General features: G+C 61.3%; 27 protein-coding genes. 13 read left to right on the forward strand and 14 right to left on the reverse strand.

All coding sequences use genetic code 11. The annotated features are described in order from the left end of the window. Positions 1-111 precede the first annotated feature (111 nt). The 3 genes from B2V90_RS17750 to B2V90_RS17760 form a co-directional block, all read right to left on the reverse strand. Positions 112-1,824, reverse strand: a complete 1,713-nt coding sequence (locus B2V90_RS17750; protein WP_228221973.1) for a histidine kinase famiy protein — start codon at positions 1,822-1,824, stop codon at positions 112-114. Positions 1,825-2,001: 177 nt separating this feature from the next. Continuing rightward, positions 2,002-2,910: a dienelactone hydrolase family protein gene (locus B2V90_RS17755; protein WP_228221972.1), complete on the reverse strand. Its 909-nt coding sequence runs from the start codon at positions 2,908-2,910 to the stop codon at positions 2,002-2,004. 180 nt (positions 2,911-3,090) lie between these two features. Beyond that, complete coding sequence (locus B2V90_RS17760; RefSeq protein WP_228221971.1) at positions 3,091-3,966, reverse strand: LysR family transcriptional regulator; 876 nt, start codon at positions 3,964-3,966, stop codon at positions 3,091-3,093. 138 nt (positions 3,967-4,104) lie between these two features. On the opposite strand from B2V90_RS17760, the gene B2V90_RS17765 reads away from it, so the two are divergent. Genes B2V90_RS17765 through B2V90_RS17785 form a run of 5 tightly spaced genes read left to right on the forward strand, consistent with a single transcriptional unit; the run spans position 4,105 to position 9,953 of the window. After that, on the forward strand, positions 4,105-5,220 hold the full coding sequence (locus B2V90_RS17765; protein WP_228221996.1) for an acyl-CoA dehydrogenase family protein: 1,116 nt from the start codon (positions 4,105-4,107) through the stop codon (positions 5,218-5,220). After that, positions 5,217-6,818, forward strand: a complete 1,602-nt coding sequence (locus B2V90_RS17770) for a carboxyl transferase domain-containing protein (protein ID WP_228221970.1) — start codon at positions 5,217-5,219, stop codon at positions 6,816-6,818. The genes B2V90_RS17765 and B2V90_RS17770 overlap by 4 nt, the downstream gene beginning before the upstream one ends. Before the next feature lie 5 nt (positions 6,819-6,823). Next, the gene (locus B2V90_RS17775; RefSeq protein ID WP_228221969.1) at positions 6,824-8,677 is read left to right on the forward strand and encodes an acetyl/propionyl/methylcrotonyl-CoA carboxylase subunit alpha; all 1,854 of its coding nucleotides are present in this window, start codon (positions 6,824-6,826) and stop codon (positions 8,675-8,677) included. Next, positions 8,674-9,126, forward strand: a complete 453-nt coding sequence (locus tag B2V90_RS17780) for a MaoC family dehydratase (RefSeq protein ID WP_228221968.1) — start codon at positions 8,674-8,676, stop codon at positions 9,124-9,126. The genes B2V90_RS17775 and B2V90_RS17780 overlap by 4 nt, the downstream gene beginning before the upstream one ends. After that, positions 9,123-9,953, forward strand: coding sequence for an HpcH/HpaI aldolase/citrate lyase family protein (locus B2V90_RS17785; protein WP_228221967.1), 831 nt, complete (start codon positions 9,123-9,125; stop codon positions 9,951-9,953). Before B2V90_RS17780 ends, B2V90_RS17785 begins: the two co-directional genes overlap by 4 nt. Positions 9,954-9,990: 37 nt before the next feature. Here the strand turns inward: B2V90_RS17785 and B2V90_RS17790 are convergent, their stop codons facing one another. The 4 genes from B2V90_RS17790 to B2V90_RS17805 all read right to left on the reverse strand — a co-directional run bounded on the left by B2V90_RS17790 (position 9,991) and on the right by B2V90_RS17805 (position 11,435). Then, the gene (locus B2V90_RS17790; RefSeq protein WP_228221966.1) at positions 9,991-10,737 is read right to left on the reverse strand and encodes a Crp/Fnr family transcriptional regulator; all 747 of its coding nucleotides are present in this window, start codon (positions 10,735-10,737) and stop codon (positions 9,991-9,993) included. 68 nt (positions 10,738-10,805) lie between these two features. Further along, positions 10,806-11,045 (reverse strand): DUF6894 family protein, encoded by a 240-nt coding sequence (locus tag B2V90_RS17795; RefSeq protein ID WP_083784924.1) that lies wholly within the window; start codon positions 11,043-11,045, stop codon positions 10,806-10,808. Between the two features lie 42 nt (positions 11,046-11,087). Continuing rightward, positions 11,088-11,300, reverse strand: a complete 213-nt coding sequence (locus tag B2V90_RS17800; RefSeq protein WP_083784925.1) for a DUF3606 domain-containing protein — start codon at positions 11,298-11,300, stop codon at positions 11,088-11,090. Between the two features lie 3 nt (positions 11,301-11,303). Then, the gene (locus B2V90_RS17805; protein WP_266103111.1) at positions 11,304-11,435 is read right to left on the reverse strand and encodes a hypothetical protein; all 132 of its coding nucleotides are present in this window, start codon (positions 11,433-11,435) and stop codon (positions 11,304-11,306) included. Between the two features lie 219 nt (positions 11,436-11,654). Here B2V90_RS17805 and B2V90_RS17810 point away from each other — a divergent pair, with 219 nt between their 5' ends. The 7 genes from B2V90_RS17810 (at position 11,655) to B2V90_RS17840 (ending at position 17,088) form a co-directional block, all read left to right on the forward strand. After that, a complete protein-coding gene (locus tag B2V90_RS17810) occupies positions 11,655-12,284 on the forward strand; it encodes a Crp/Fnr family transcriptional regulator (protein ID WP_293922616.1) in 630 nt (209 codons plus the stop codon). Between the two features lie 309 nt (positions 12,285-12,593). Continuing rightward, positions 12,594-13,343 carry a Crp/Fnr family transcriptional regulator gene (locus B2V90_RS17815; RefSeq protein WP_228221965.1) on the forward strand — a complete coding sequence of 250 codons (750 nt, stop codon included), beginning with the start codon at positions 12,594-12,596 and terminating at the stop codon, positions 13,341-13,343. A 347-nt stretch (positions 13,344-13,690) separates the two neighbouring features. After that, positions 13,691-14,284: an SRPBCC family protein gene (locus tag B2V90_RS17820; protein WP_228221964.1), complete on the forward strand. Its 594-nt coding sequence runs from the start codon at positions 13,691-13,693 to the stop codon at positions 14,282-14,284. Further along, a complete protein-coding gene (locus B2V90_RS17825) occupies positions 14,284-15,477 on the forward strand; it encodes a zinc-dependent alcohol dehydrogenase (protein ID WP_228221963.1) in 1,194 nt (397 codons plus the stop codon). Before B2V90_RS17820 ends, B2V90_RS17825 begins: the two co-directional genes overlap by 1 nt. A gap of 20 nt (positions 15,478-15,497) precedes the next feature. Next, positions 15,498-16,100, forward strand: a complete 603-nt coding sequence (locus B2V90_RS17830) for a DUF4142 domain-containing protein (RefSeq protein ID WP_228221962.1) — start codon at positions 15,498-15,500, stop codon at positions 16,098-16,100. An 8-nt stretch (positions 16,101-16,108) separates the two neighbouring features. Then, complete coding sequence (locus B2V90_RS17835; protein ID WP_228221961.1) at positions 16,109-16,891, forward strand: SDR family NAD(P)-dependent oxidoreductase; 783 nt, start codon at positions 16,109-16,111, stop codon at positions 16,889-16,891. An 8-nt stretch (positions 16,892-16,899) separates the two neighbouring features. Continuing rightward, entirely contained in the window at positions 16,900-17,088 is a 189-nt protein-coding gene (locus B2V90_RS17840; RefSeq protein ID WP_228221960.1) for a hypothetical protein, read from the forward strand. A gap of 59 nt (positions 17,089-17,147) precedes the next feature. On the opposite strand, the gene B2V90_RS17845 is transcribed toward B2V90_RS17840, so the two are convergent. The 7 genes from B2V90_RS17845 to B2V90_RS17875 all read right to left on the reverse strand — a co-directional run bounded on the left by B2V90_RS17845 (position 17,148) and on the right by B2V90_RS17875 (position 25,500). Next, positions 17,148-17,954, reverse strand: coding sequence for a class I mannose-6-phosphate isomerase (locus B2V90_RS17845; RefSeq protein WP_228221959.1), 807 nt, complete (start codon positions 17,952-17,954; stop codon positions 17,148-17,150). Beyond that, positions 17,951-18,874, reverse strand: coding sequence for an ROK family protein (locus B2V90_RS17850; protein ID WP_228221958.1), 924 nt, complete (start codon positions 18,872-18,874; stop codon positions 17,951-17,953). Before B2V90_RS17850 ends, B2V90_RS17845 begins: the two co-directional genes overlap by 4 nt. 230 nt (positions 18,875-19,104) lie before the next feature. After that, entirely contained in the window at positions 19,105-19,332 is a 228-nt protein-coding gene (locus B2V90_RS17855) for a DUF3072 domain-containing protein (protein WP_228221957.1), read from the reverse strand. Between the two features lie 67 nt (positions 19,333-19,399). After that, a complete protein-coding gene (locus B2V90_RS17860) occupies positions 19,400-20,311 on the reverse strand; it encodes a dimethylarginine dimethylaminohydrolase family protein (RefSeq protein WP_228221956.1) in 912 nt (303 codons plus the stop codon). Positions 20,312-20,385: 74 nt separating this feature from the next. Then, positions 20,386-21,672 (reverse strand): cation:proton antiporter, encoded by a 1,287-nt coding sequence (locus tag B2V90_RS17865; protein ID WP_228221955.1) that lies wholly within the window; start codon positions 21,670-21,672, stop codon positions 20,386-20,388. 41 nt (positions 21,673-21,713) lie between these two features. Continuing rightward, positions 21,714-24,767: a PAS domain-containing protein gene (locus B2V90_RS17870; RefSeq protein WP_293922621.1), complete on the reverse strand. Its 3,054-nt coding sequence runs from the start codon at positions 24,765-24,767 to the stop codon at positions 21,714-21,716. A gap of 115 nt (positions 24,768-24,882) precedes the next feature. Then, a complete protein-coding gene (locus tag B2V90_RS17875) occupies positions 24,883-25,500 on the reverse strand; it encodes a retropepsin-like aspartic protease family protein (protein WP_228221953.1) in 618 nt (205 codons plus the stop codon). Positions 25,501-25,720: 220 nt separating this feature from the next. On the opposite strand from B2V90_RS17875, the gene B2V90_RS17880 reads away from it, so the two are divergent. Continuing rightward, entirely contained in the window at positions 25,721-25,909 is a 189-nt protein-coding gene (locus tag B2V90_RS17880; protein ID WP_293922623.1) for a DUF3008 family protein, read from the forward strand. The last annotated feature ends 136 nt before the right edge of the window (positions 25,910-26,045 follow it).

Below are 26,045 nucleotides of genomic sequence, written 5' to 3' on the forward strand. Positions count from 1 at the left end.
GTCTTAGACCGACCGCAGGCCAGCGCAATAGTCAACGCTGCGCTGCAACATAATCTCACAAAGTCGAAACGCAATCAGCGGTGCGCGGCCGGTGGCGCAGCACGGCGCGCCTCACCCTTCTTTATGCGAAAAATCGCGCGGTCGGGTTCGCGGGCCGTCTAAATGCCGGTCCAGGGCCATGCGAATTCTGTCTGCCAATTCCTCCCTGCGATATGGCTTGCCGATAACGTCCAGCGACGTGCCGCGCGGTATGTCGGCGACCAGGTCCTCATTATAGCCCGTAGTCATGAGCACAGGGATGTCCGGCGCCAGGTCGACAAATCTTTCGACCAATTCCAGACCGCTCATGCCGCCGGGCATGACGATATCGGTGAATAGCAGGTCGATCTTCTGCTTATCCCACAATTCCAAAGCCTCCTCGCCACTGCTCGCCAAGACGAGTTTGTAGCCGAGTGCACTGAGTTGTTCAGCCGCCAGCGCGCGGACATCGTCACTGTCTTCAACCAGCAAAATGGTCTCCGTCCCCTGGGCCGACACGCGCCGCATGGCGCTTGGCAGGGCAGGGGGTGACAAACGGCCGGCATCACCGATGGCCGCGGGAAACAGCATTCGGATGGTCGTCCCCTCGCCAGCGACGGATTCCAGTTCCAGTCGGCCGAGCGATTGCTGCACAAAGCCATGCACCATCGCCAGTCCAAGGCCGGTGCCGCGATCCTGCCCCTTGGTCGTGAAGAAGGGCTCGGTCGCGCGCCGGCGGACATCCTCGTTCATACCGCTGCCTTCGTCGCTGATGCTGAGCACGACATAGTCGCCCTCGGGCAGCTGGTGCGCTGCTGCGTTGCCGTTCAATTTCCACAATTCTGTCGCGATGGTGACAGTGCCGCCCTCTGGCATTGCATCGCGGGCGTTGAGCAACACGTTGAGCAGCGCCATTTCCAAATGCGACGGGTCGATCTGGACGTCGGGCAGTCGCCGTTCCAACGCGGTTACAAGTCGGATTTGCGCCCCGACCGTGTTGTCGATCAGGTCGCCAAAATCATGGATCAGGTCGTTGAGGTTGATCCGCTTCGGCTCCAGCCGCGTCTTGCGCGCAAAGGCCAGCAATTGCCGCGTCAGCTTCGTGCCGCGGTCGGTCGCGCGCGCGGCGTTGGTCAACAGTCGGCGCTGCCGATCGTCCAGATCGCCCGTCAGGACTAGCTCGATATTGCCCGTGACGATCTGAAGCAAATTGTTGAAGTCGTGCGCCAAGCCTGCGGTAAGCTGGCCGATGGCTTCCATTTTCTGGGCCTGGCGGAAGGATTGCTCGGATGACCGACGTCGGGTGACGTCCAATTGGCTGGCAAAAAAGTAGATCAGTTCCCCATGGTCGTCAAATACCGGCGCGATGAAGACCGCATTCCAAAAGGCGGTGCCATCGCGCTTGTAATTCAGGATCTCGAGCGAAATCGCCTCGCGATGCTTCACCGCCTCCCGCAGGTCGGACACCGCGCCGCGATCTGTGTCGGCCCCTTGCAGGAACCGGCAGTTGCGCCCGACAATCTCGCTTTCCTCATAGCCCGTCAGATCTAGAAACGCTTTGTTGGCGAACACGATTGGATTGTCGTTCTGCCGCGGATCGGTCAGGATCATCGGCATCCTAGTCATTTGCAGCGCCGCGAAAAATACGGTGCCGCGCTGTTCCAGCCCCGGTTCGGCTATCGTGGACCGCTTCCAATGATGGGTCGGCCGGTTGCCTGTGGGGCTGAAGGAGGTGGGATCCGGCAGATCGCCGGCAGGCTCGCCGGAAGCTTGCGACGCATTCTGATCTGTCCGTTCCTCGTGCACCTGAAATCCCTTTGTCGTGACGCACCTACAATCATCGGCTGCGCCTTCGGGTTCCTGCCCCGTCACTCCGCGATATTCAAGACTGCGAAGCGGACAGGCGGACCGCGCCTGGCACCAGGGCGAACATGAGCAATCATGGCGATATCAGGGGCGATCCATCGTCCGCAGCCGATCCCGTCACCGGGTGGACCGGCGCAATAACGTCAGCGAACGAGCCCAGGCCAGATCGGCGGCGGTCTTGTCGAAACGGGGCGTCGTATCATTATTGAAACCATGTTCTACGCCGTCATAGACAAAGGCCTGATAGCGCACACCTGCTTTGTCCAGCGCCGCCTTATAGTCGGGCCATGTCGCATTGATCCGCGCATCATTACCGGCATAATGGATCAACAGTTCCGCCTTGATGTTCGGCACATCCGCCAGGGGCGGGGGGCTACCGTAGAAGGGGATCGCGGCCTTAAGGTCGGGCAGGCGCGTCGCGAGCAAATTGGCGATGCCGCCGCCGAAGCAGAAGCCGATCGTCGCCAGTTGACCGTTGCCGCCCGACATCGTCCGCGCATAGTTGGCCGCCGCGACAAAATCCTCGCCGATCTTTTCGCGATCCAACGTCGCGAACATTTCCCGCGCCTTGTCTTCGTCTCCGGGATAGCCACCAAGCGTGGTCAAGGCGTCGGGGGCGACAGCCATGAATCCTTCCAGCGCCAGTCGCCTTGCGATATCCTTGATATGCGGGTTCAGCCCACGATTTTCATGCGCGACGATGACGACGGGCAGCGTGGCGCTTCCCATGTCCGCCGGTCGGGCGACATAGGCCCGGATCATGCCATAGCCTTGAGGTGACGGAACCTCGATCCAGCGGGTTTCGATCCGGGCATCGTCCGCCGCTATGACCTGAGCGCGCGCGAAATCGGGACTGAGCGCCGCCAGCACTGCCGTCGCCGATATCATGCCGCCGACATGGGTGGCGCACTGGTTTAGAAACCCCCGTCGGTCCAGCGCGCCATGGACATAGGCATCGAACAGGTCCAGCACCTTGCGCGGATAGTCCGCCGCCTTCTTGGCCGCCGTCACATCAAAGTCGTTCATGCCATCCTCCTTCACGGTTGCCCCCTTTCCTTGTGGGTCAGGACAGCCTCTTGCCCAAGCGAATTCGTATGAGGCGCCTGTAAGCAAAAGGTCCGCGTCTTTTTGGTTCGTTCGCCCTTTTCACTGGTCGAGGCCATTTCGATTATGGGCAGTGCGCAAGCGGGGTTTTGTTGTGACGTTTCAAGCCCTCTGGTTCGCGAGGGCGCGGATAGTCCGGGTCAAGCGCTTCAGCCCCTCACTCTCCTCAATCCGTCTGCGCCCGACCGGATCGGTGATCATGCCGATGCGCCGCTTCTGTTCGAACCCGATGAGCGTAGGCATCGCCATGCCGGCCTGCGCAAAGCAGCACGGCATCACGGTGATGCCAAGCCCCGCCTTGATGAAAGCGACGGCCCGCGCATCATCGGCGGTGCGCGCCGAAAAAAATGGGCGCACGCCTCGGCGGGTGAAAAACCGGCTGACATGGGGCAAGGCCTCGCAATTGCGCCGGACGATCATTTCGGCGCTGGCGACCTGCTCGACCTCCAACGCGGCGTGCCCGGCAAGCGGATGATCGGCAGCCATCGCGAGCGCATAGCCCTCTTCGAAAAGAATGTTGGACCGATCCGCCGCCTCGTCCACTATGCCCAGGATCACGTCGATCCGCCCGCGCTCCAAACGGGGCGTCAGATCGCGCATGCGTCCTTCGACGATCTCGATGCGTTCGCCCCGGACGGAACAGGCCGCCCGGATTGCAGACTCCACCCAGTGATCGGGCAAAGTCGCCAGAAGGCCGATCCGTACCAGCTTGCCGGCCTGTTCAATCGCCATCGTTTGCGCCGCGCGGGAAAACTCCGTCTCGATCCGTCTGGCATGGAGTGAAAACGCCGCGCCGGCGCTGGTCAGCTCGACCCGCCGGTTGGTGCGGTGAAACAGGACATGGCCGACCAGCGATTCCAGCTTGGCGATGCCGACCGACAGGGTCGGCTGCGACACCCGGCATTGCTGGGCCGCGCGCGAAAAATTGCCATTATCCGTCACGGCGAGGAAATACTGGATCAGATAGCGCTCGATCATAGACATCATCTATGATGTGCATATGGCGTGGTCAATTTTTCAGCGGGATCGCCTGATGCTATATCGGCGTTCAAAGCAGACAGCTGGGAGAGGTATGTGACGCCCAATTTCGATTTCGCGCTCGGCGATAATGCCGACATGATCCGCGACACCACCGCGCGTTTCGCTACCGACAAGATCGCGCCGCTCGCCGCGCGCATCGACGCGGACGACTGGTTTCCGCGCGATGAACTCTGGTCTGCCATGGGCGCGCTTGGGCTGCACGGCATCACGGTCGAGGAAGAATGGGGCGGTCTCGGCCTTGGTTATCTGGAGCATGTGATCGCATGTGAGGAAGTAAGCCGCGCATCGGCCTCCATCGGCCTGAGCTATGGGGCGCATTCCAATCTGTGCGTCAATCAGATCCGGCGCTGGGGCAATGACGACCAGAAGGCCAGATATCTGCCCAAGCTCATTTCCGGCGAGCATGTCGGCAGCCTCGCCATGTCGGAGGCTGGAGCCGGGTCCGACGTCGTCTCGATGAAGCTCAAGGCGCGTGAAACCGACAAGGGCTATGTCCTGGACGGCACCAAATATTGGATCACCAACGCGCCCTATGCCGATACGGTTGTTGTCTATGCCAAGACTGGCGAAGGCAGTCGCGGCATCACCGCCTTCCTGATCGAAAAGGGCATGGCCGGCTTCTCGATCGGGCAAAAGATCGACAAGGTCGGCATGCGCGGGTCGCCGACCGCCGAGCTGGTGTTCGATGGCTGTGAAGTCCCGCGCGAAAACGTCATGGGTCCGCTCAATGGCGGTGTCGGCGTGCTGATGAGCGGTCTCGATTATGAGCGCGCGGTTCTGGCCGGTATTCAGCTTGGCATCATGCAGGCCTGTCTTGACACGGTCATCCCCTATGTCCGCGAGCGCAAGCAGTTCGGCCAGCCGATCGGCAGCTTCCAGCTGATGCAGGCGAAGGTTGCGGACATGTATGTCGCGCTCAATTCCGCCCGCGCCTATGTCTATGCCGTCGCCAGAAGCTGCGACGCGGGAAAGACCACCCGCTTCGATGCGGCCGGCGCGATCCTGCTGGCGAGTGAAAATGCGGTCCGCGTCGCGCTTGAAGCCGTGCAGGCGCTCGGCGGCGCGGGCTATACCAGGGATTGGCCGGTCGAACGCTATATGCGGGACGCCAAGCTGCTTGATATCGGCGCTGGCACCAATGAGGTGCGTCGCATGCTGATCGGACGCGAACTGATTGGCAGCGGCCTGTGAGCGGGCCTGTCCTCGACACCGCGCTGTCGCCCGACAGCCAGGCCTTTCGAGATAATGCGGCGCATAATCGTGCGCTAGCCGAGAAGCTGCGAGCCGATGTCGCGGCCGCGGCCATGGGAGGAGGCGACGCCGCGCGAGACAGGCATAGAAGCCGCGGCAAGCTTTTGCCGCGCGACCGCGTCGAAAATCTGCTCGATGCGGGCAGCCCTTTTCTCGAGATTGGTCAGCTCGCCGCGAACGGTCTTTATGGCGGCGGCGTAGCTGGGGCGGGTATCGTCGCGGGCATCGGCCGGGTCCACGGGCGGCAGGTGATGATCGCCGCCAATGACGCAACCGTAAAGGGCGGCACATACTTCCCGCTCACCGTGAAGAAGCATTTGCGAGCGCAGGAAATCGCGCTCGAAAACAACCTTCCTTGCATCTATCTGGTCGACAGCGGTGGCGCGAACCTGCCGCACCAGGCGGAGGTATTTCCCGACCGCGACCATTTCGGACGCATCTTCTACAATCAAGCGCAAATGTCGGCGCGCGGCATCCCGCAAATCGCCTGCGTAATGGGCAGCTGCACCGCAGGGGGCGCCTATGTCCCCGCCATGTGCGACGAAAGCGTCATCGTCCGCAATCAGGGCACGATCTTCCTCGCCGGCCCGCCGCTGGTGCAAGCGGCGACAGGCGAAGTCATCAGTGCGGAGGATTTGGGCGGCGGCGACCTCCATGGTCGCAAGTCTGGCGTCGTCGATCATGTCGCCGATGACGACGACCATGCGCTCAGCATCGTGCGCGACATTGTCTCGACCTTGGCGCTACAGCCGACGCCGGCGGTCAATCTACGTGATCCCGTGCCTCCGCTCCATGATCCCGCCGAACTCTATGGCATCGTGCCACAAGATGTGCGCGCGCCCTATGATGTGCGCGAAGTCATCGCCCGCATCGTCGACGGCAGCGAATTTCATGAATTCAAGGCGCTCTACGGCACGACCCTGGTGTGCGGCTTTGCCCATATCTGGGGCATGCCGGTCGCGATCCTCGCCAATAATGGCGTGCTGTTCAGCGAAAGCGCGGTCAAGGGCGCGCATTTCATCGAACTGGCCTGTCAGCGCCGCATCCCGCTGCTGTTCCTCCAGAATATTTCGGGCTTCATGGTCGGCGGCAAATATGAAGCGGAAGGCATCGCCAAACATGGCGCCAAGCTCGTCACGGCCGTCGCCACCGCCAGCGTGCCCAAGATCACGGTGCTGATCGGCGGCAGCTTCGGCGCGGGCAATTACGGCATGTGCGGCCGTGCCTATGGTCCGCGTTTCCTGTTCACCTGGCCAAATAGCCGCATTTCGGTCATGGGCGGCGAACAGGCGGCGTCGGTCTTGGCCACCGTTCACCGCGATGCAGGCCGCTGGACGCCGGAAGAGGCCGAAGCCTTCAAGGATCCTATTCGTCGCACCTATGAGGATGAAGGCAATCCCTGGTATGCGACCGCGCGGCTATGGGACGATGGCATCATCGACCCTGCCCAGACGCGGGACGTCCTCGGCCTCGCCTTCGCCGCCGCGCTTAACGCTCCCATGGCCGAACGCCCCTCGTTCGGCGTGTTCCGGATGTAATGGCCATGATCCGCTCCCTTCTGATCGCCAATCGTGGCGAAATCGCCTGCCGCATCATCCGCACCGCACGGCGGCTCGGCATCCGCACCATTGCTGTCTATTCGGATGCAGACGCGCAGGCACTCCACGTCGCCATGGCGGATGAGGCCGTGCGCATCGGCCCCGCACCGGTGCGGGAAAGCTATTTGCTGGGCGATCGCATCATCGCGGCAGCGCGCGACGCCGGAGCAGATGCGATCCATCCGGGCTATGGCTTCCTTTCGGAAAATGCTGCCTTCGCGCAGGCCGTGATGGATGCGGGCCTTGTCTGGATTGGCCCCGATCCCTCCAGCATTACCGCTATGGGTCTGAAAGACGCGGCCAAGGCGCTGATGGCCGATGCCGGCGTCCCCGTGACACCGGGCTATCTGGGCGAGGACCAGGATCCTGATCGTCTGGCAAGCGAAGCCGCGCAGATCGGCTATCCGGTTCTTATCAAGGCCGTGGCCGGCGGCGGCGGCAAGGGGATGCGGCTGGTCGAACGGCCGCAAGACTTTGCCGATGCGTTGCTGTCATGTCAGCGCGAAGCGGCCTCCTCCTTCGGCAACGACCATGTGCTCATCGAAAAATATATCCAGCGCCCCCGTCATATCGAGGTGCAGATATTCGGCGATCGTCATGGCAATATTGTCCATTTGTTCGAACGCGACTGCTCGCTCCAGCGCCGCCACCAGAAGGTGATCGAGGAAGCGCCCGCCCCCGGCATGGACCCGGACACGCGTGAGGCTTTGTGCGCCGCAGCGGTTCGCGCGGCCAAGGCGGTGGATTATGTCGGCGCTGGCACCATTGAATTTATCGCCGATGCGTCCGAAGGGCTGCGCGCCGACCGCATCTGGTTCATGGAAATGAATACCCGGCTTCAGGTCGAACATCCCGTGACCGAAGCCATTACCGGTCAGGACCTGGTCGAATGGCAGTTGCGTGTGGCATCGGGCGAACCACTCCCCTGCACGCAGGATCAATTGTCCATCACCGGCTGGGCGATGGAGGCGCGCCTCTATGCCGAAGATCCGGCCAAGGGTTTTCTGCCTTCCATCGGGCGCCTTGATGCGTTTGATCTGGGTGAGAGCGTCCGGATCGACACCGGCGTGGTGCGGGGCGCCACCATATCGCCCTTTTATGATCCGATGATCGCCAAGATGATCGCGCATGGCGACACGCGCGATGATGCCCGTGTGGCACTGGCGCAGGCGCTCGATCGGTCGGTGGTCTGGCCGCTGCGCACCAACGCCGGCTTTCTCGTCAAGGCGCTTAATCACGCCGATTTTGCTGCCGGTGACGTCGACACTGGCCTGATCGCGCGCGAAGGGGAGGGGCTGATGCCCAGCGCCTTGCCTGGCGCCGCCGCCCTGTCGCGGGCCGCCGCGTGCGTGGGTGGCGCTGGCGCACTCGCCGGCTTCCGCGTCAATGCTCCATCGCGCCGCACCGCCCGCATCCTGGTGGAGGGACAATCGGTCGAAGCAGACGTGCGCGCGTCCGGGACAATGCCATCGCAACCACCGTTGGCGCATTTCCTCGTCACCGAACATGGGCGCAGTTGGCAGGTGACGCCTTGGCGCGCCGCGGGCGATGGCGCTGCGGCGGGGGGCGACGGCGCAATCCTTGCCCCCATGCCCGGTCGCATCATCGCCGTTGACGTCACCCGTGGCGACAGGGTGATGAAGGGGCAGAAGCTCGTCACACTCGAAGCAATGAAGATGGAACATGGCCTGACCGCCCCCTTCGACGGCACGGTCGAGGACCTGCCGCATGACGAAGGCGCGCAGGTGCAGGAGGGCACCTTGCTTGTCCGCATCTTGCCCAGGGAGGATGCAGCATGAGCGGGCGCTATTTTGATGAGTGGCAGGTGGGTGACCGTATAGAACATCCTATTCGTCGCACCGTGACGGAAACCGACAATCTCCTGTTCTCGACCATGACGCACAATCCGCAGCCGCTGCACATCGATGCAGAAGCGGCACGGGCGAGCGAATTTGGTCAGATTCTCGTCAACGGCACCTTCACCTTTTCGCTGATGATCGGCTTGTCGGTCGGCGAAACGACGCTCGGCACGCTGGTCGCCAATCTGGGCTATGACAAGCTCGTCATGCCCAAACCCGTCTTCATTGGCGACACGATGCGCGCGACCAGCGACATCGTAGAACTGCGCGACAGCAAATCCCGGCCTGATGCGGGGCTGGTGACGTTCCGTCACGAACTGCTCAATCAGCGTAACGAAATCGTTTGCCAATGCCTGCGCACTGCGCTTCTTAAACGGCGGCCGGCATGAGGATGCGCTCACTGCTGTTCGTCCCGGGCGACCGCCCGGAGCGTTTTGCCAAGGCGGCGGCCAGCGGAGCGGACGCCATCATTCTCGATCTGGAAGACAGCGTCGCGCCCGGAGCCAAGGATGAGGCGCGCGCGGCGGTCGCTGAATATCTGTCGACGACAGCCCCGATTCTTCGGCTTGTCCGTATCAATCCCGTGAATAGCGGGATGCTGACAGACGACCTGGCATGTGCAGCAGGTTGCGATGCGCTCATGCTGCCCAAGAGCGAGGGTGCCGAAACGGTCCACGCGCTGGCGGCGCGCCTTGCACCAAATGTCAAAATCCTGCCCATCGCCACGGAAACACCGCGCGCGCTGTTCGGTCTTGGCGGCTATGGCGAAGTGGCCGACCGCCTCTGCGGTCTTACGTGGGGCGCGGAGGACCTGCCGGCCGCGATCGGTGCGGTCAGCAGTCGCCATGATGATGGCCGCTATACCAGTCCCTACGAGATGGCGCGCAATCTCACCCTGTTCGGTGCGCATGCAGCCGGTGTCGCCGCGATCGAAACCGTCTATCCCGCGATCCGAGACGACTTGGGGCTAAAGGCTTATGCCGCACGCGGCGCATATGACGGCTTCACCGGAATGATGGCTCTCCATCCCGCGCAGGTGCCAATCATCAATGCCGCCTTCACGCCATCAGCAGAGCAGATACAGCATGCCCGTGCGGTTATTGATGCGTTTGCCCAATCCCCTGATGCGGGGGTTTTGTTGCTGGACGGCCGCATGATCGATGCCCCGCATCTCCTTCAGGCGCGCAAGCTGCTGGCTCGCGCGGGTCTGGACTAATTCTGCGCTTCTGTCCGCTTCGTTGACGGCGGAAGGCTTAGGCAAGCGTGCGCCATCGCTGGTCGATCGCCAGGTAACCGCTTTCGAATCCGCCTGCCTGGGCGAGTGCGTTCCAATCGGGGACCTGGACGTCGCGGCCTTGCACCGTCAACAGGCCTTGCTGCCGTAGTGCGCGGATGACGCGGTTCATATGCACCGGCGTGATGCCCAGGGCGTCGGCCATCTGAGACTGAATAACGGGCAACTGGAACGCCGTGCGGCGCCCCAATCCGGCGATCTCAATCCGCAACCCCAGCTCGCAGAATAGATGTGCTGTGCGCATCAGGGCGTCGCGCCGCCCGATATTCACCACCCATTGCGACAGGATGGACGCGTCAGCCACGCAGTCGCGCCAAAAGGCTTCAGCGACGGCTGGATAGGCATGAACAATGTCCTGCATCTTGCGATGGGGCACCTTCAGCAGGACGAGTCGGCTGGACAAGGCCTGCAAAGCCCATTCGACCTTGGGAAGCATCAGCGAATATAGGTCGCACATATCTCCGGCAATATAAACGGCGGTAATCTGGCGCGTCCCATCAGGCAATTGGCCGAACCGTGCCGCCATACCCGATATGATCAAGCAGCAGAAATCCGTTAGTTCCCCTGGTCGCACAATATCGCGATGGGGAGCATATTCGACCTCCTGTCCCTCTAGTTCCGACACCGCGCGCCGTTCTTCCTGGTTGAGACAGGAGCGTTCGGATAGTTTCCGCAGGAATAGCTGAAGCGCTTGATGGGCAGACATAGATGTGCTCCGAGGGCTGGTGTTACCGCAGGGGCTACATCACTTTGAACGAGACCGACATAGCGGAGTCAGCGCGCAAAACAGACACAGTCGCCAAATTGCACGACTTTCAATATGGTTCCATTCGCATCGGCGATCTCTACGCGATGATTGAGGTTGATAGGGTGGCCATGTCGCACATGTTCGGCGATGACATCGCGCGCGTTCCGGATCGCTTCCCGCTCGGCCATATCCAGATCAGCAAAATCCTGTCCCTCTTCATCCAAGACATCGTCGTCGTTAAAGAGATGAAGGTGATAGACGGTCATGGCTATCCACAATGTTCAGGGCTGAAGAGGGCTGCGGGCGGATTAGGCAGGCTTGCCCCGGTGCCGGTCGAGATAGGCCTTGACCGCACCTATATTATGTCCCACTCGCTCAACCGCTTCTTCAAGCGCCGCTCTGCTGGTGCCCAAGCGATGCGTCCAATATTGGGTGTCGGCTGCGCGTTCGCAACGGACATGCTTCATGTCTCGCGGTAAGAAAGGCTGTTGCGCCTTGTCTTCGGATGTCGTGAACGTCATCGTTCAGCTTCCCGGTTCGATGTTAACCGGGGGTGCCAACGGATTGACGTCCTCGGCTACTTCCTGAACCTCGTCGGCATCCTGCTTGCGCAGCGGATCGGAATGTTTATCCCTGGATTTTTTGTCGTAGTCCATATCGCACCTCGTGCTGGGATAGCGATTTCAGGGCGCTTGCTGTTCCTTCCATAATTAACCTGGGTGGAAGAAGAGTATTCTTTAACAAGTCGGTAAATGTCGGTTCAAGCATCCTGAGGCACGACCGAGCGCATTTTCGCTACTTTGAAACATATGTGAATCCAGTGTCGCGGCTCGTTAGATAGGATGTCGGCTCGGGGGGCTTTTCAGGGGAAGCCCATGTTGAGCCAAATAGCGCCGAGCGATGATCTGGCCTTCTTCCGTCCGCATCAGTTTTTAGCACGGGAAAATGAGCGACCGGAGGCTTTTTACGATATTTTGGAGGGCTGGGCCTGTCGCCATCGCCTGCTGTCAGATGGTCGGCGCCAGATCACCGCACTTTACCTGCCTGGAGATCTTTGCGATCCAATATGGCCGCTATCGGATGTGTGTCATGATGCCGTGGTTGCCCTCACCAATGTTCGCGCCGTGCGACGGCCGCTGGGCGACATGCAGCCTCTGGATCGTTCCAGAGGCGCCGGATTGCGGTTAGCGGAATCTATTGAGAGGCAATCGGGCTGGCTCGTCAGCTTGGGACGCAAGACTGCGGTCGAAAGGCTCGCGCATCTCTTGCTGGAATTGTTTGAGCGCATGCGCCGGGCAGGGCTAGCCTATGGGCAGCAATGCGCGCTTCCATTGACGCAAACCGACATTGCCGATGCCACGGGTTTGACGGCGGTTCACGTCAACCGGACGCTTCAAGCCATGCGCGCCAAGGGTGTGTTGGAATTCCATTCCAAATGGCTTCGTATTCCTGACCTGGGCGCGTTGCGCGACCTGGCGGCACTGGGACCTCATGACCCTGTGTAAAACGCGGACGTAAATATTTCCAGTGATTTAGCTTATGTTAGCGTCGATGCGGCCCGGCCTGACGCAAGGTGATGCGCTTATTGTCGCCGGAGCTTTGAATCCCCGTCGGCAGAGGCGTCAGTGATCAGCGCGACCAAGATGACAGGGCATGACAATAACAGGGAATGGATGCCACAAGGGGCCAGGGGGATGGCCTGAACATCGATATATGGGCTCGGTCCAGTGCTTCCGCATGATAGACGGGGCGCGCATCTCGCAAGCCGACCCTATATCCTTTGTTGCGACCTGCCACTGCGCAACCGCTGCTGAATGATGGCGGATAATCACGCTCTGGCGCCGCTTGTCGAGCGGCTGGGGGCACGCGCGCAGCTTTCAGCGGACGATCAGAGGGCTTTGTTGGCGCTACCCTATCAGGAACGGTTGGTCGGTCCGGGTGGCTATGTCGTCGAGGAAGGCGAGTTGATCATGGGCTGGCATGTCCAGCTGTCTGGGGTCACACACCGTCATCGCATTTCGGCTGATGGGTTGCGCCATATAGTGGGCATGCACGGTCCCGGCGACTTTCTGAACCTGCCGATAACCCCGCCTGCGACATCGGAGGATTTCGTTCAGGCGCTCACGCGCGTTCGCGTCGCAAATGTGCAAACGGAGGCCATTCTGGCGCTCAGTCAGGAACGGCTCAGCATCTTACGGGCTATCTGCGGTGAAATAGCCGCTGATATTTCTATTTACAGGGCCTGGATATCCAACGTTGGGCGGCGGGAAGCACGGGCGCGGATAGCCTATCTCTTGTGTGAACTGGTGATGCGCAGCCATCCTGGCGGGGGTGCGGATGGCTGTTCGATCACCTTGCCAATGTCGCAGGTGGACATTGCGGACGCCACCGGCATAACCACGGTTCACGTCAATCGCACGCTGCGTGCAATGCAGATGCAAGGGCTCATCCGTCGCCACCGCCGCAATATCGATATTCCCGACTGGCGAGCCCTCACCCGGATTGCCGAATTTCGCCCGCTGCCCTGGACCAGCCGTAAGGTCGATGACCGCGCCATGCCCTAACGTCGCCGACCATAAGTGCTCCAGCCCAACGCCAGTTCGCTCAACGCGCCTGTGCCCACGACACAACCGACATGGTGGTTTGCCAGTCAGAACAGGCTGAAATGCCGGTGACCAGATGTGGGCCTGCTCGATACCAAACTACCACTGTCCGTCATCATCGCATCAGATCATGAGGCACTTCTCTCCAAAAAAAGAAGGCTTGGACGGCCCTGTTCGCAGCCTGACGTCCTGGCCCACTGAGGCATGTTAACGATGTTTCGCTTTCTGCGCTTTTATCGCGTCGGCAAGGAACAGGCCCGCGCCTTTGGCCGCTTGACTGCCATTGCATTGAGCAAGGAGCCGGAAGCATGGGCACGGGCCTTACAGATATTCACCGTCAGGATGCACCCGTCACCACATCGAAAGATTCAGGTCGGGCTGCGGTAGCCGCAGAGGAAATGAGCGCGCCCAAGGGCGACAGCTTGGTCGGCAAGACCGTTACGATCAATCGCCCGCGTCAGGCGCTTTACGACTATTGGCGCACGCTGGAGCGGCTGCCTCAATTCATGGAGAATGTGGAGCGGGTCGAACCGATGGGCGGCAATCGCTACCGCTGGACGGTGAAAGCGCCGGCCGGCCGCACCGTGGAATGGGTTGCCGCCGTCACGGAGGACAGGCCGGGTGAAGTCATCGGCTGGACTTCGGAAGAGGGTGCAGACGTCGCCAACAGCGGCCGCGTCGAATTTCGCGATGCGCCGGGCGGTCGCGGCACCTGGGTTACTGCGACGCTTCTCTACGATCCGCCTGCGGGCATCGTGGGCAAGGTAATTGCCAAGCTGTTTCAGCGCGAGCCGGCAATTCAGGTTCGCCGCGATCTCCGCCGCTTCAAGCAATTGATGGAAACAGGGGAGGTGGCAACCGGCGCCTGGACCAGGGCGCAACGGGCCGAGGATATGAACTGATGCGTGCACTGACATGGCATGGCAAACATGATGTCCGGGTCGATACCGTGCCCGATCCAGAGATCGTGAATCCGCGCGACGCGATAATCCGCATTACCTCAACGGCTATCTGCGGTTCCGACCTGCATCTCTACGATGGCTATATTCCGTCAATGAAGGCGGGGGACATATTGGGTCACGAGTTTATGGGCGAGGTGGTGGAAACCGGCTCCGGCTCCACCTTGCGTAAAGGGCAGCGCGTCGTGGTGCCCTTCACCATCTCCTGCGGGTCCTGCTTTCATTGTTCGAAGCACCAATATTCCGCCTGCGACAATGGCTTGCCCGCCGACAATCAGGATATTGCCCAGGCGGCCTATGGACAGCCGATGGCAGGCCTATTTGGTTACAGTCACATGACCGGTGGCTATGCCGGTGGGCAGGCCGAATATGTCCGGGTGCCTTTCTCTGATGTTGGGCCCATCGTCATCCCGGACGGGGTGGAGGACGACAAGGTCCTTTTCCTCTCCGATATTCTGCCCACCGGATGGCAGGCGGCCGAATATGCGCAGATCGAAGCGGGCGACACGGTGGCGGTCTGGGGTTGCGGCCCGGTCGGACTGTTCGCCGTCCAGTCCGCCTTCCTCATGGGCGCAGAACGCGTGATCGCGATTGATCATTTCCCGCACCGGCTTGAATTGGCGAAGCGCTTCGGCGCGGAAACGATCAATTTTGAAGAGGCAAAGACCTATGAAGCGCTGCTGGAAATGACCGGCGGCATCGGTCCCGATGCCTGCATAGACGCGGTCGGCCTGGAAGCGCATGGCTTCTTCGCTGACAATATATGGGACCAGATCAAGGTCTCGACCTTCACCGGCACGGATCGCACCCATTCCATCCGCCAGGCGATCCTCGCCTGCCGCAAGGGCGGGCGGGTGTCCATGCCCGCCGTCTATGGCGGCTTCGTCGACAAGTTTCCACTTGGCGCGTTCATGGAAAAAGGACTGACGCTCAAGACCGGCCAGACACATGTGCAGCATTATCTGCCCGGGCTCCTCAACGCGATCATGGAAGGCAAGATTGACACCACCTTCCTCATCTCACACCGGATGCCGCTGGAACAGGCGGCTGAGGGCTATCGCATGTTTCATGACAAGCAGGATGAAGTGACCAAGGTCGTGTTGAAACCGGGCATGGACCTGTCTCAGGCTGCCTGAAAAAGAGAAGGAGAAGCAGGATGAAGATGACACCCCTGATCCTGACGCTGCCGGCCCTTGCGCTGGCTGCGTGTCAGCAGCAGCCCACCGACGAAACCGCTGCCACTGACAATGCGGCGATGCCGGGTGGCAACGCCATGATGATGGCCGGCAACAATGCCAGCGCGATGATGCCGAACGCCCCCGTGGCCGCGCCTACCGATGCGGCCGGCTATGTCGCACAAGCGGGCGCGGCCGACCTGTTCGAGATCGAGTCGTCGAAGGCCGCGCTCGAAAAGAGCCAGAATAAGGCGGTGCGCGATTTCGCCCAGATGATGATCGACCAGCACCAAAAGTCGACCGCCGACATCAAGGCCGCTGCCCAGAAGGCAGGCGTGACCGTACAGCCCCCCAAGCTGATGGCCAACCAGCAGCAGATGCTCGAGGAGATCAAGGCTGCGGACGCTGGGCGCTTCGACAGCGTCTATGTGCGGAACCAGCGAATGGCTCATGACGCCGCTTTGGCGCTGCATCAGGGCTATGCCCGCGACGGGGACACGCCAGCGCTCAAGCAGACCGCCGGTGCCGTCGCCAAGGTGGTGCAGGCGCATATCGACCGTCTTGCCAGCCTGCCCGCAGCGTGACGCTAACCATGAAACCCTTCGCGATCATCACTGGCGCATCGACCGGCATCGGTTTGGAACTGGCGCAAATCGCGGCGCGGGAGGGCTATGACCTGCTCGTCGTCGCGGACGAACCGGGGATCGACGCTGCTGCCGACGCGCTTCGCCAAAATGGTCGCTACGTCCGTTCGCTTCAGGCCGACCTCGCCACCCTGGACGGCGTCGACCAATTGCTGGAGGCAGCGGGCGACCGTTCGGTGGATCTGCTTTGCGCCAATGCGGGAATGGGCACGGGACACGCTTTTTTGGAACAGGACGTCGCTTTGTGGCGACGTTCGATCGACACCAATATCACCGGCACTGTGTATCTGTTGCAGAGGATGCTGCGCCCAATGGTCCAGCGGAACGCCGGCAAGGTCCTGATCACTGGATCGATCGCCGGCTTTATCCCCGGCAGCTTCAATGCAGTGTACAATAGCACAAAGTCCTTCATCAACAATTTCGCCGATGCGATCCGCGATGAACTCAAGGATGCGGATGGCGTGACGATCACGACGCTGATGCCTGGCGCGACCGATACCCAATTCTTCGCCCGCGCTGATATGCTCGATACCGATGTCGGCACCCGCGAAAAAGCGGATCCGGCCAAGGTGGCGCAGGATGGTTGGGACGCGCTGATGGCGGGCAAGGCGCATATCGTTTCCGGTTGGAAGAACAAGGTGCAGGCAGCAGCAGCGCATGTGACGCCCGCATCGATCCTCGCGGACCAACACCGGAACATGGCAGAGCCGGGCAGCGCCGACGAGGCGTAGGAGAAGATATGATGACGGAGAAAAAAGTCACAGATGGGGACAGGGCGAACACGCCGGAAGGTGCCCTGAAAGAGGCGCTGCCCGGCCATGAAAAGGCCGACACCCGGACATCGGGTGGCCAACCGCCTGAAAAGGTCGAGCATCGTCCGATGGTCAGCAAGGTAAAGCCGGAGGATTACCCCGATCGCGCGGGATAAGCAGAGTGGGCTGTTCGTCTATGAAAGCGATGTCATCATGCTGCCGCCAAAACTGAGTATCAGATTCTAGCGATCAAGGCGTGCATATCCGTATCGAGCCTGACCTGCGCAGGGCCATCGATCAACCAACATTCGCCGGCGCGCCATGGCCGGCCATCGATTGAACCAGATCCGGAAATCGGCGTAAACCAGGTTTCGGCTTGCTCGAATTGGAGGGTATCCCCCTCCTTGCCAATCCTGCTCTCTACAGCGAAGGGGGCGACGGAACGGTCGAGGAGGACGAGGTCCGCCGTCGGCGCGACATGCTGCTCATTCAGGATATAGGGTTCCGGCCGGCTCACCGAAATTCCGTCATCCAGATGCAGTGCCCTTGGCCGGCCATAATCATATAGGCGGTAGGTGACGTCGCTATTCTGCTGAATTTCAACAAGGGTAATGCCGCTGCCGATCGCATGAATGGTGCCAGCCGGGATATAGTAGAAACTGCCGGGCCTTACCGGCTTCCAATCGATCAGATCCTCGATCGATCCATCCAGGGCCGCGGACCGCAAAACATCATGGCTGACAGGACGCACCAGGCCTATTCCCAGCCGGGCGTCCCCTTGCGTTTCGAGCACGTACCAGCATTCGGATTTTCCGCTGCTCAGGTTTCGGGCGAGGGCTTGATCATCATCGGGATGAACCTGGATCGACAGCCGTTCGCTGGTGAACAGATATTTGACCAGCAGGGGCTGGTCGCGATCCTCCGGGCCGATAAACCAGACCTCGCCAATGCGCTGGCCGGCAGCCGCTTCATAGAGCGCGGGAATATCCTTCCGGCCCCAAGGCTTCTCGACGATATGAGGGGTCAGTCGATGGGATGTCACATGAAAGCCTTTTCCTGCGCCGCTATGGCCAGGGCGATGGTCCCCAATGGTCCCGCCTGGTTACCCAGTGCCGGTGCGACGATATAGGGCTGGTCCATCGGAAGAGCCATATAGCCATTCAGGCTGTCGCGCAGCGCGCCCTCGATCCTTTCAAGCAGATGGGGCTGGTGCGCCAGCACCCCGCCCCCCATGGCGATGCGCACAGGTCCTGCGGTGCAGACAAGGGCATGAACCATTTTGGCCAGACTGTCGACAATAGGATTCCACACAGGATCGTCGCGCGCAATATTTTCAGGGGAGCGACCTTGGAGCCGGGCGATGACGGCGGGACCAGAGGCGAGCCCTTCGACGCAATCGTCATGATAAGGACAAAGACTGGAAAAGTCGTCGCCGGCCATAGGCGGAACGCGAATATGACCCGCTTCGCTATGACCTATGCCGCGCGTAGGGAAACCATGAACGACCAAGCCAACGCCGATACCCGTCCCTACCGTGACATAGGCAAAGTCCCGCAAGCCCTGCCCGCTGCCCCAGTGAATTTCAGCCATGGCCGCGCCGTTGACATCGGTATCGAAGGCGCATGGGATGTTGAAGGGCCTCGCCAGCGCGTCAATAAGGTCAGTGCTTGGCCATCCAGGTTTCGGTGTCGCCAGAACATGTCCGTAGCTGAGTGAACCAGGGTCGATATCGATCGGACCGAATGCCCCGATCCCCAGCGCGTCAAATCCTTTGCCATCATGCCATTCTTGCAGGACAGCCACAATCGCCGACAGCGTGTCTTCAGGCCGCCGGGTGGGGATCGTGCGTTGGTCCAATATGTCGTCTGGTCCCGACGCGAGGGTGCAGATGCATTTGGTGCCGCCAAGCTCGATCCCGGCATATCGTCGCGTGGCAAAAGGCGGCGCGGCGCGCTTAGTCAAACCAGCGCCCCCTTTGGGTTCAGTTCAACAAGACCTGCCAGTGTAATTGAGGCAGAGGCGACCGTCAGCGTCCCCATGTGCCCGAGCAAACAGAAAGAGATCATTCGCCGACCCTAGGCATAGAGGCAGCATCGCGCAATGTGCGGGAAGGAGCCCCAAGCATCGGACACCTCAGGGCCGTCCCGCTGCGATGCTGCACAATGATAGTCGGTTCCTGATATGAAGATCCCTCAGTCTCGGCCGAGTTGCGCCTTCAACGCGTCGATCCGTTTCGAGGCGTCCGCCTTGCTGAGCGTGGCGGCAGGCGGCTCGACCCCCGCCTCTTCGCACAGGGTCGCCAGATAGGACGCCTGCGCACCGGTCATGGGGTCATCGCCCGATACCCAGGCATCCGGATCCTTTTCGGCATTCGAGCCGGGATGTTCGTCGAGTTTCGGATTGTCGAGAGGTTGGGTCACGGCTACGGCTCCATTGTTCCTGTTTCGTTCTAAGGAAAACGTCGCTTCAGCCCGAACGTTCCCGCTGTCATTGCGTCACCCGGCGCAGCGGCTGCGTAAGACAATGGATGCCGCCGCCGCAGGCTGCGAACTGCGAAATATCGACTTCGGACACCTCATAGCCAGCGCCGCGCAAGATGGGCGCGACCACACCATCCATGCGCGCAACAATGCGTCTGTCGCCCAGCGAAAGAATATTGCAGTCCAGCGTCGATGCCACGCTGTCTGGCAAAGATATGATGGAAATGCCCCGTGCCTCTACGGCGGCCAGAAAGTCAGGGTCCAAAAGGTCGATGCAGGCAATCGCTTCATTCTGGTCGACCATGCAGAATATGGTGTCGAGGTGCAGATTGTCGGCATGAAAGGGGCAAATGAGCACGTCCCAGCCCGCAGCCCGAAATGGGGCGGAAAAATCATCGATCCCCGCAGCCGTGCTGCGTTCACCTGACATGCCGATCAGCAGGAGACCGTCGCGGGCGACGCAAATGTCGCCGCCTTCGATCGTGCCTGCTCGAATGCTTCGCACCAGCGTGCCAGAGGCGCCAAGAAACTGAATCAACCGGTCGATTTCAGGCTGGCGGTGAGGGATGGCCGGATTGAGCGCCACCATACCCCAGGGCGTGGATACACCGACATCGCGTGTAAAGCACATATCCGGCAGGGCCGGATCGGCCGTCAGCATATGACACTGTACGCCGGAAGTCTCGAGCAGGCGGACAAGTTCGGCATGCTGACGTTGCGCCTCGTCGATACTGGCAACGAACCCTTGCCCAATATTGTGACGCGTCACCGCGCAGCAGGGAACAGGCGCCAGGAAATGCGGCGGGCACATCAGCACGTCGGTCAGGCGATCGGTTTCGCCCCGGATCGAATAGGGCGTTCGCGTCATGGCAAATGGGGCGGCGGTCGCTCCCAGGAATGGGTCGAAATCCAGTTTCATGCTGATCTCCTGAATTTCGTAAACACCCCGCCTGAAAACCGCGTTCCGGACAGATATGCGCTATCAAACTTAGGTTAGACACTTTCCGGGCAGGCAGAAGGTCCGTCTGGATCGCGGCCCTGCTGCCGATCCATGGCCCGCATGATCGGCGTGACGCTCAGGCCGTGCAGCAGGATGGAAAGCAGGACGACTAAGCCGACGATCGACCATAGATGCTCGCCCGATCCAAAGCCGCCCGCGTTGATCGCATAAGCAAGATAATAGAAGGACCCCACCCCCCTGATGCCGAAGAAGGCGAGCGTCATCTTCTCGCTCCTTTCGGCCGGCAGGCCGATCAAACCGACAAGACCCGCGGCGGGGCGCACCAGAAGGATGATCGCGATCGCGGCCATCAGGTCCACCCATTGGAGCGACGCCAGCAACCCGCTGACAAGCGCACCGCCAAAGAGGATTAGCACCACCATCATCGCCAGCCGCTCTACCTGTTCGGTCAGGGCATGCATCTCGCGCTGGAAATCATGGTCCCGATGCGAACGGCGCAGGGTCAAAGCGGTAACAAACACCGCGAGAAATCCGTAGCTGTCTACCATTTCGGCAGCACCATAGGATATGAGCGTCGCGGCTAGCGCGATCAGCCCGTCGCCGGTTTGCGCCAAGCGATTTTTCGCGGGCACATGGAATGTCAGCCAGCCAAACAGGCGGCCGATGACCCAGCCGGCGATCAATCCGACGCCGATCTCCCAGAGGACGTCGTGGAGCAGCCAGTTGCGGAACCACGGCTCCTCCGAACCAGCGGCCACGGCCGCCAGCGCAATGGCGAGATTGACGAAAGGGAAGGCCAGGCCATCATTTAACCCGGCTTCAGATGTCAACCCGAAGCGGACCTCGTCCTCTTCGCCGCTTTTGGGCGGTCCAACCTGTACATCGGCCGCCAATACCGGATCGGTCGGTGCGAGGCAGGCGCCCAGCAGCAGGGCCATGGCCAGCGACATGCCGAGCCCGTAAACGCCGATGAGCGTGATCGCTGCGATCGAAAGCGGCATCGTGATGCCCAATAGCCGCCAGGTGACGTTCCAGCGCCGCCAGCTGAAAAGCCGGTCCAGCTTCAGCCCAGCCCCCATCAACGCAATGATGACCACGAACTCGGTCAGCCGCTCTGCGACATCGGGCAGGATGGTCGGCAAAGGTCTGAAGGTGATGGGGGGGATAAGGAATATTGCGGCGCCAGCGGCCATGCAGATGATGGGCAGCGACAGCGGAAGTCGCCTCAAGGCCAGCGGTAACCATGCGACGAGGGTTATCAATATGCCTGCGCCGGTAAGCCACAGGATATAGGGTTCGGGGGAGGAAAGGCCGGGCATTCCCTCTAAACCCGAAACCACGACCATAGGTTCACCGGCGGTCAGGCCGCAGGCGCGGGTGCCTCAATCATCTCGCGAATCTTGGCGGACAGGACGTCGATCGCGAAGGGCTTGGCGATCATCTCCATGCCCTGGCCCAGAAATTCGCTACGCACCGTTGCCCGTTCGGCATAGCCGGTGATGAACAGGATGCGCAGGTCAGGGCGGTCGCCTCGTAAAATATCGGCGAGCTGGCGGCCATTCATGCCGGGCAGCCCCACATCGCTGATCAGCAGATCCATACGCGGCATGGTCTGGGCCAGCGTGATGGCCGTCTGACCATCGGGCGCCTGCCACACTTCATATCCCAGATCATCGAGCACGTCGCAGACCAGCAGCCGGACCGATGGATCATCCTCGACCAGCAGCACGCACTCGCCCGGCTCGGCCGGGCGCACCTCGACTGTCTCACTCCCAGCTTCTTCCTTCTCGCCGACGTGACGGGGAAGCAGGAGCCGTATCGTGGTCCCTTCTTCCGGAGCGGACGTGATGTGGACCTGGCCCCCCGACTGGCGGGCGAAACCATAGACCATCGAAAGGCCAAGGCCCGTGCCCGCGCCAATCGGCTTGGTCGTGAAGAAGGGATCGAAGGCCTTGGCCAGCACATCCTCGCTCATGCCCGTGCCGGTGTCGGAGACGCTGATTTCCACGAAATCATCCGCCTGCATGTCGTCCGCGTCGAGGCCCGTCGCCTCGTTCGAAGGCGTGTTGCGCGCAGCGATGGTCAGCGTGCCGCCATGGGGCATGGCGTCGCGGGCGTTGATGGCGAGGTTCAGCAACGCGCTTTCCAGCTGATTGTGATCGGTTTTGGCCAGCCATGTCGCTTCGGGCAGGTGCACTTCCAACCGGATATTCTCGTCCATCGTTCGCCGCAGCATGTCTTCCATGCCGGTGACGAGGTCGCCGACATTCACGGCTGTCACGTCGAGCGACTGGCGGCGGGAAAAAGCGAGCAGGCGCTGCGTCAGGGAGGCTGCACGCTGCGCCGACGTCATCGCCGTGTCGATATAGCGATCGATGCGGTCCTGGCGCCCGGCGGCCAGATGCCGTTGAAGCAAGTCCAGCGAACCGATCACGCCCGTCAACATATTGTTGAAATCATGCGCAATGCCACCGGTCAACTGGCCGACGGCTTCCATTTTCTGCGCCTGCCGCAACGCTTCTTCCGTCGCGACAAGTTGACGGGATCGTTCCTCGACCCGCTGCTCCAGACTGGCATTGAGTTCCGCCAGGGCGACGGTGGTGCGCACCCGCTCGATATGCGCCCAGGATCTTTCCGCCACTGATGCGATAAGGCGCAGTTCCGATGGAGTCCAGTCATGCGGCCGGGCATCGTGGACGGCCATGAGCGCGGTCAACTGGTTGCCTTTGATCAGCGGAAGACAGATCGTCGACGCGATCCCGATATCCTGGAATGTCCTGGCTTCGTGCGCGGGCAGATCGCGGGCATTATCGTTGATGATCAGCGGCAGCCCGGCGTGGAGCCGTTCCAGCGCCATCGCGCCGAAATCCCTCAACCGATAACGGCCCACGATCGAAGAGGAGCCGGCCGCCGCCCAATCGCCGCGGATGGTGAACCCGTCCTCATCCTCATCCATGTCGGCATAGGCGCAATTGGACACGCCCAGATGGGTCGCCACCATCCGGGTCGTGATGGCCATGACCCTGTCAGCATCATCGGCGACCGTGATTTCCCGGCTGAGATCGTCCAGGAAGCGCAGGCGCATTTCGTTGGCGGCCAGGCTGTCTTCCTGCTCGCGCTGTAATGTCACGTCCGTATGGATGCCCACCCACTCGCGCAGATTGCCGTCCGGATCGAACATCGGCACCGCGCGAATGTAGAAACGCCGCCATTGGCCGTCTGCGCACAGGACGCGATGTTCGAAAATGAACATCTTGCGCGCGGCGACCGCTTCGTTCCAGGCGTCGATCGTGGGTTGGGCATCGTCGGGATGGACAGCCTCAGCCCAGCCATAGCCCTGATAGGCCTCCTGGCTTTGCCCGGTCAGTTGGGCCCAGCCCGGCTGAGGACCGCGCATTTTTCCGTCCGCGCTGTTGGTCCACAGATAGCCGTCGATGGCCGCGACCGCCGCCTCGAACCGTTCATTGCTGGTTTTGAGCGCAACCTCGCGATCGCGGCGCTCGCTCAGGTCCAGCATCGCGCCGATCATCCGGGTCGCCCGGCCTGACGCATCCCGAATGATGAAGCCGCGATCCAGCACCGGCGCGTAGCTGCCATCGGCGCGGGCGAAGCGATATTCGTCCGACCAATGAATGGCCTTGCTGTCGATGGCGTCATGTATGGCTGTGGCAATACGATCCTGGTCGTCGGGATGGATATGCGCGATCCACCACGCGCCGGACGGTTCAACCTCAGCCCGGTCGAACCCGTAAGCCCGTTCTAACGCCTCGTTCCATTCGACATGATCGGTGCCGAGATCCCAGTCCCAGATGGCGTCGTTGGTGGCACGGCCAGCCAGCCGATACCGCTCTTCGATACTGCGCAAATCGTCGGCGCGCCGATCGGTGAGGGCAACGATCCGGCGTAATTCCATCTGGGTCGTGGCTTGCCGCGCCAGCAGGTTGAGCAGATGGCGTTGTTGGTCCGTGATCCCGCCAGGCCGGGGTTTTCGGTCAAGAACGCACAGCGTGCCGATGGGAATGCCTTCGGGCGTGCGCAGCAAGGCCCCTGCGTAGAAGCGCAGGCCATCGTCAGCCGTCACAAGCGGGTTGTCGGCAAACCGGTCGTCCAACCTGGTATCGGGCACGACCAGGACATCATCCTGCGAGAGCGCATGTGTGCAGATCGACACTTCGAGCGGCATTTCGCGCGCGGCAAGCCCGATTTGCGCCTTGAACCATTGCCGGTCGCTGGCAATCAGGTTGATGACCGCGATCGGTACATCAAGTGCCTGAGCGGCGAGTAGCACCAGATCGTCGAAATCAGGTTCGGCCGGGGTGTCGAGAATGGCATAGCTGTCGAGTGCCGCCATACGCTCCGCCTCGCTCCAGGAAGGGGGGGAGGCAACGGGGCTGCGCGAGGCATCGGTAGTCATGAGCCACCCATATCAGCCTGGCGAAGGAATCAGCATCGAAATCACCTTAATCTGGCGCAACATTTCCCGGTGGCAGGCATCGGGTCAGAGGGCATCATGGACGGCGAGCGGCGTGTCAACCGGCGGCGGGCGCGGAAGGCTCCAAGATCAGGGTGCGACCCTCGACGCGCCAGGATGCGAGTTGGGTGAGGAAGTTCATGCCCAATATGTCCACGTCACCCAGGGCGGGCGAGATGACGGCGCTGAGATCCCGTGCTTCCAGGCCGCCGATTTCAAGCCGGTCGATCGTTCCTGTTTCGACACGCACGGTGCCGTTGGCGGTGCGCATCAGGACGGGGACGATCCCGCTTTGCGGGGCCACTGACGCGGCGCGGGCCGTGCTTTGTGAAATCGCTGTGACCGTCGCGCCGCTGTCGATGAGCATGCGGCGCGGGACGCCGTTGACGGTCGCTCTCGCCCAGAAGTGGCCGTCCGGGGACATGCGGATGCGGACGGTGTTTCCTTGCGTCTCCTGATCGGCCCAACCCAGGCGCGACTGGATTTGCGACAGGGCGGGATCGAAAGGCGCGCGCTGGGCGAGGATGAGTAGGCCGATGGCGAGCAGGCCAATGGAAAGCAGTGCGCGCAGGATGCGGCCAATGAAGGGGATGTTGAAGAGGAGTAACAGGACGACCGCCCCGCCCAGCGCATAGGGAAGAAGCCGCTGCCATTCCGGGTTGATCGAGATGTCCATTGATTGCCAAACCAGAGGCAGGGGCTTTCGATCCATAATGGCATGCTGACGAACGCGGACAGCAAAGGCGACAAAAGAAAAATTGCCGAGTTAGTTCGTTAGCTAACTAACAATATTTATCTCATTTTGGGATAGCGTGGGCTTTTGTCTAGCCGAAGTGAACAAGGCGGCGGTTCGTCCATTGATGTGGTGGGAGCGGGGCGATTGAAGGAGATGGTTCATGCCAGCGAAATCAGCCGCACAACAAAAAGCCGCCGGCGCAGCGCTTTCGGCCAAGCGTGGCGACACACCCAAGAGCGAGCTTCAGGGCGCGTCCCGGTCCATGGTGGAATCCATGAGCGAGAAGGAACTGGAAGACAGGGCCTCGACCAAGCGTAAGGGCAAGCCTGAGCATAAGTCCAAGGATTAAGCGGCTGCGGCGCGCCCTATGCCGACCCCGCGGCGCAGTGAGCCAGGATTTGGACGCCAGAGAGCGGAACCCTTTGCCATGCCGGATCATTGCCGTCGCCATGATGATCCCGATGGTTGCGATCCCGTTCACGCCC

Source organism: Sphingobium sp. UBA5915, from assembly GCF_002431195.1.
In the GTDB taxonomy this organism is placed as follows: Bacteria; Pseudomonadota; Alphaproteobacteria; order Sphingomonadales; family Sphingomonadaceae; genus Sphingobium; species Sphingobium soli.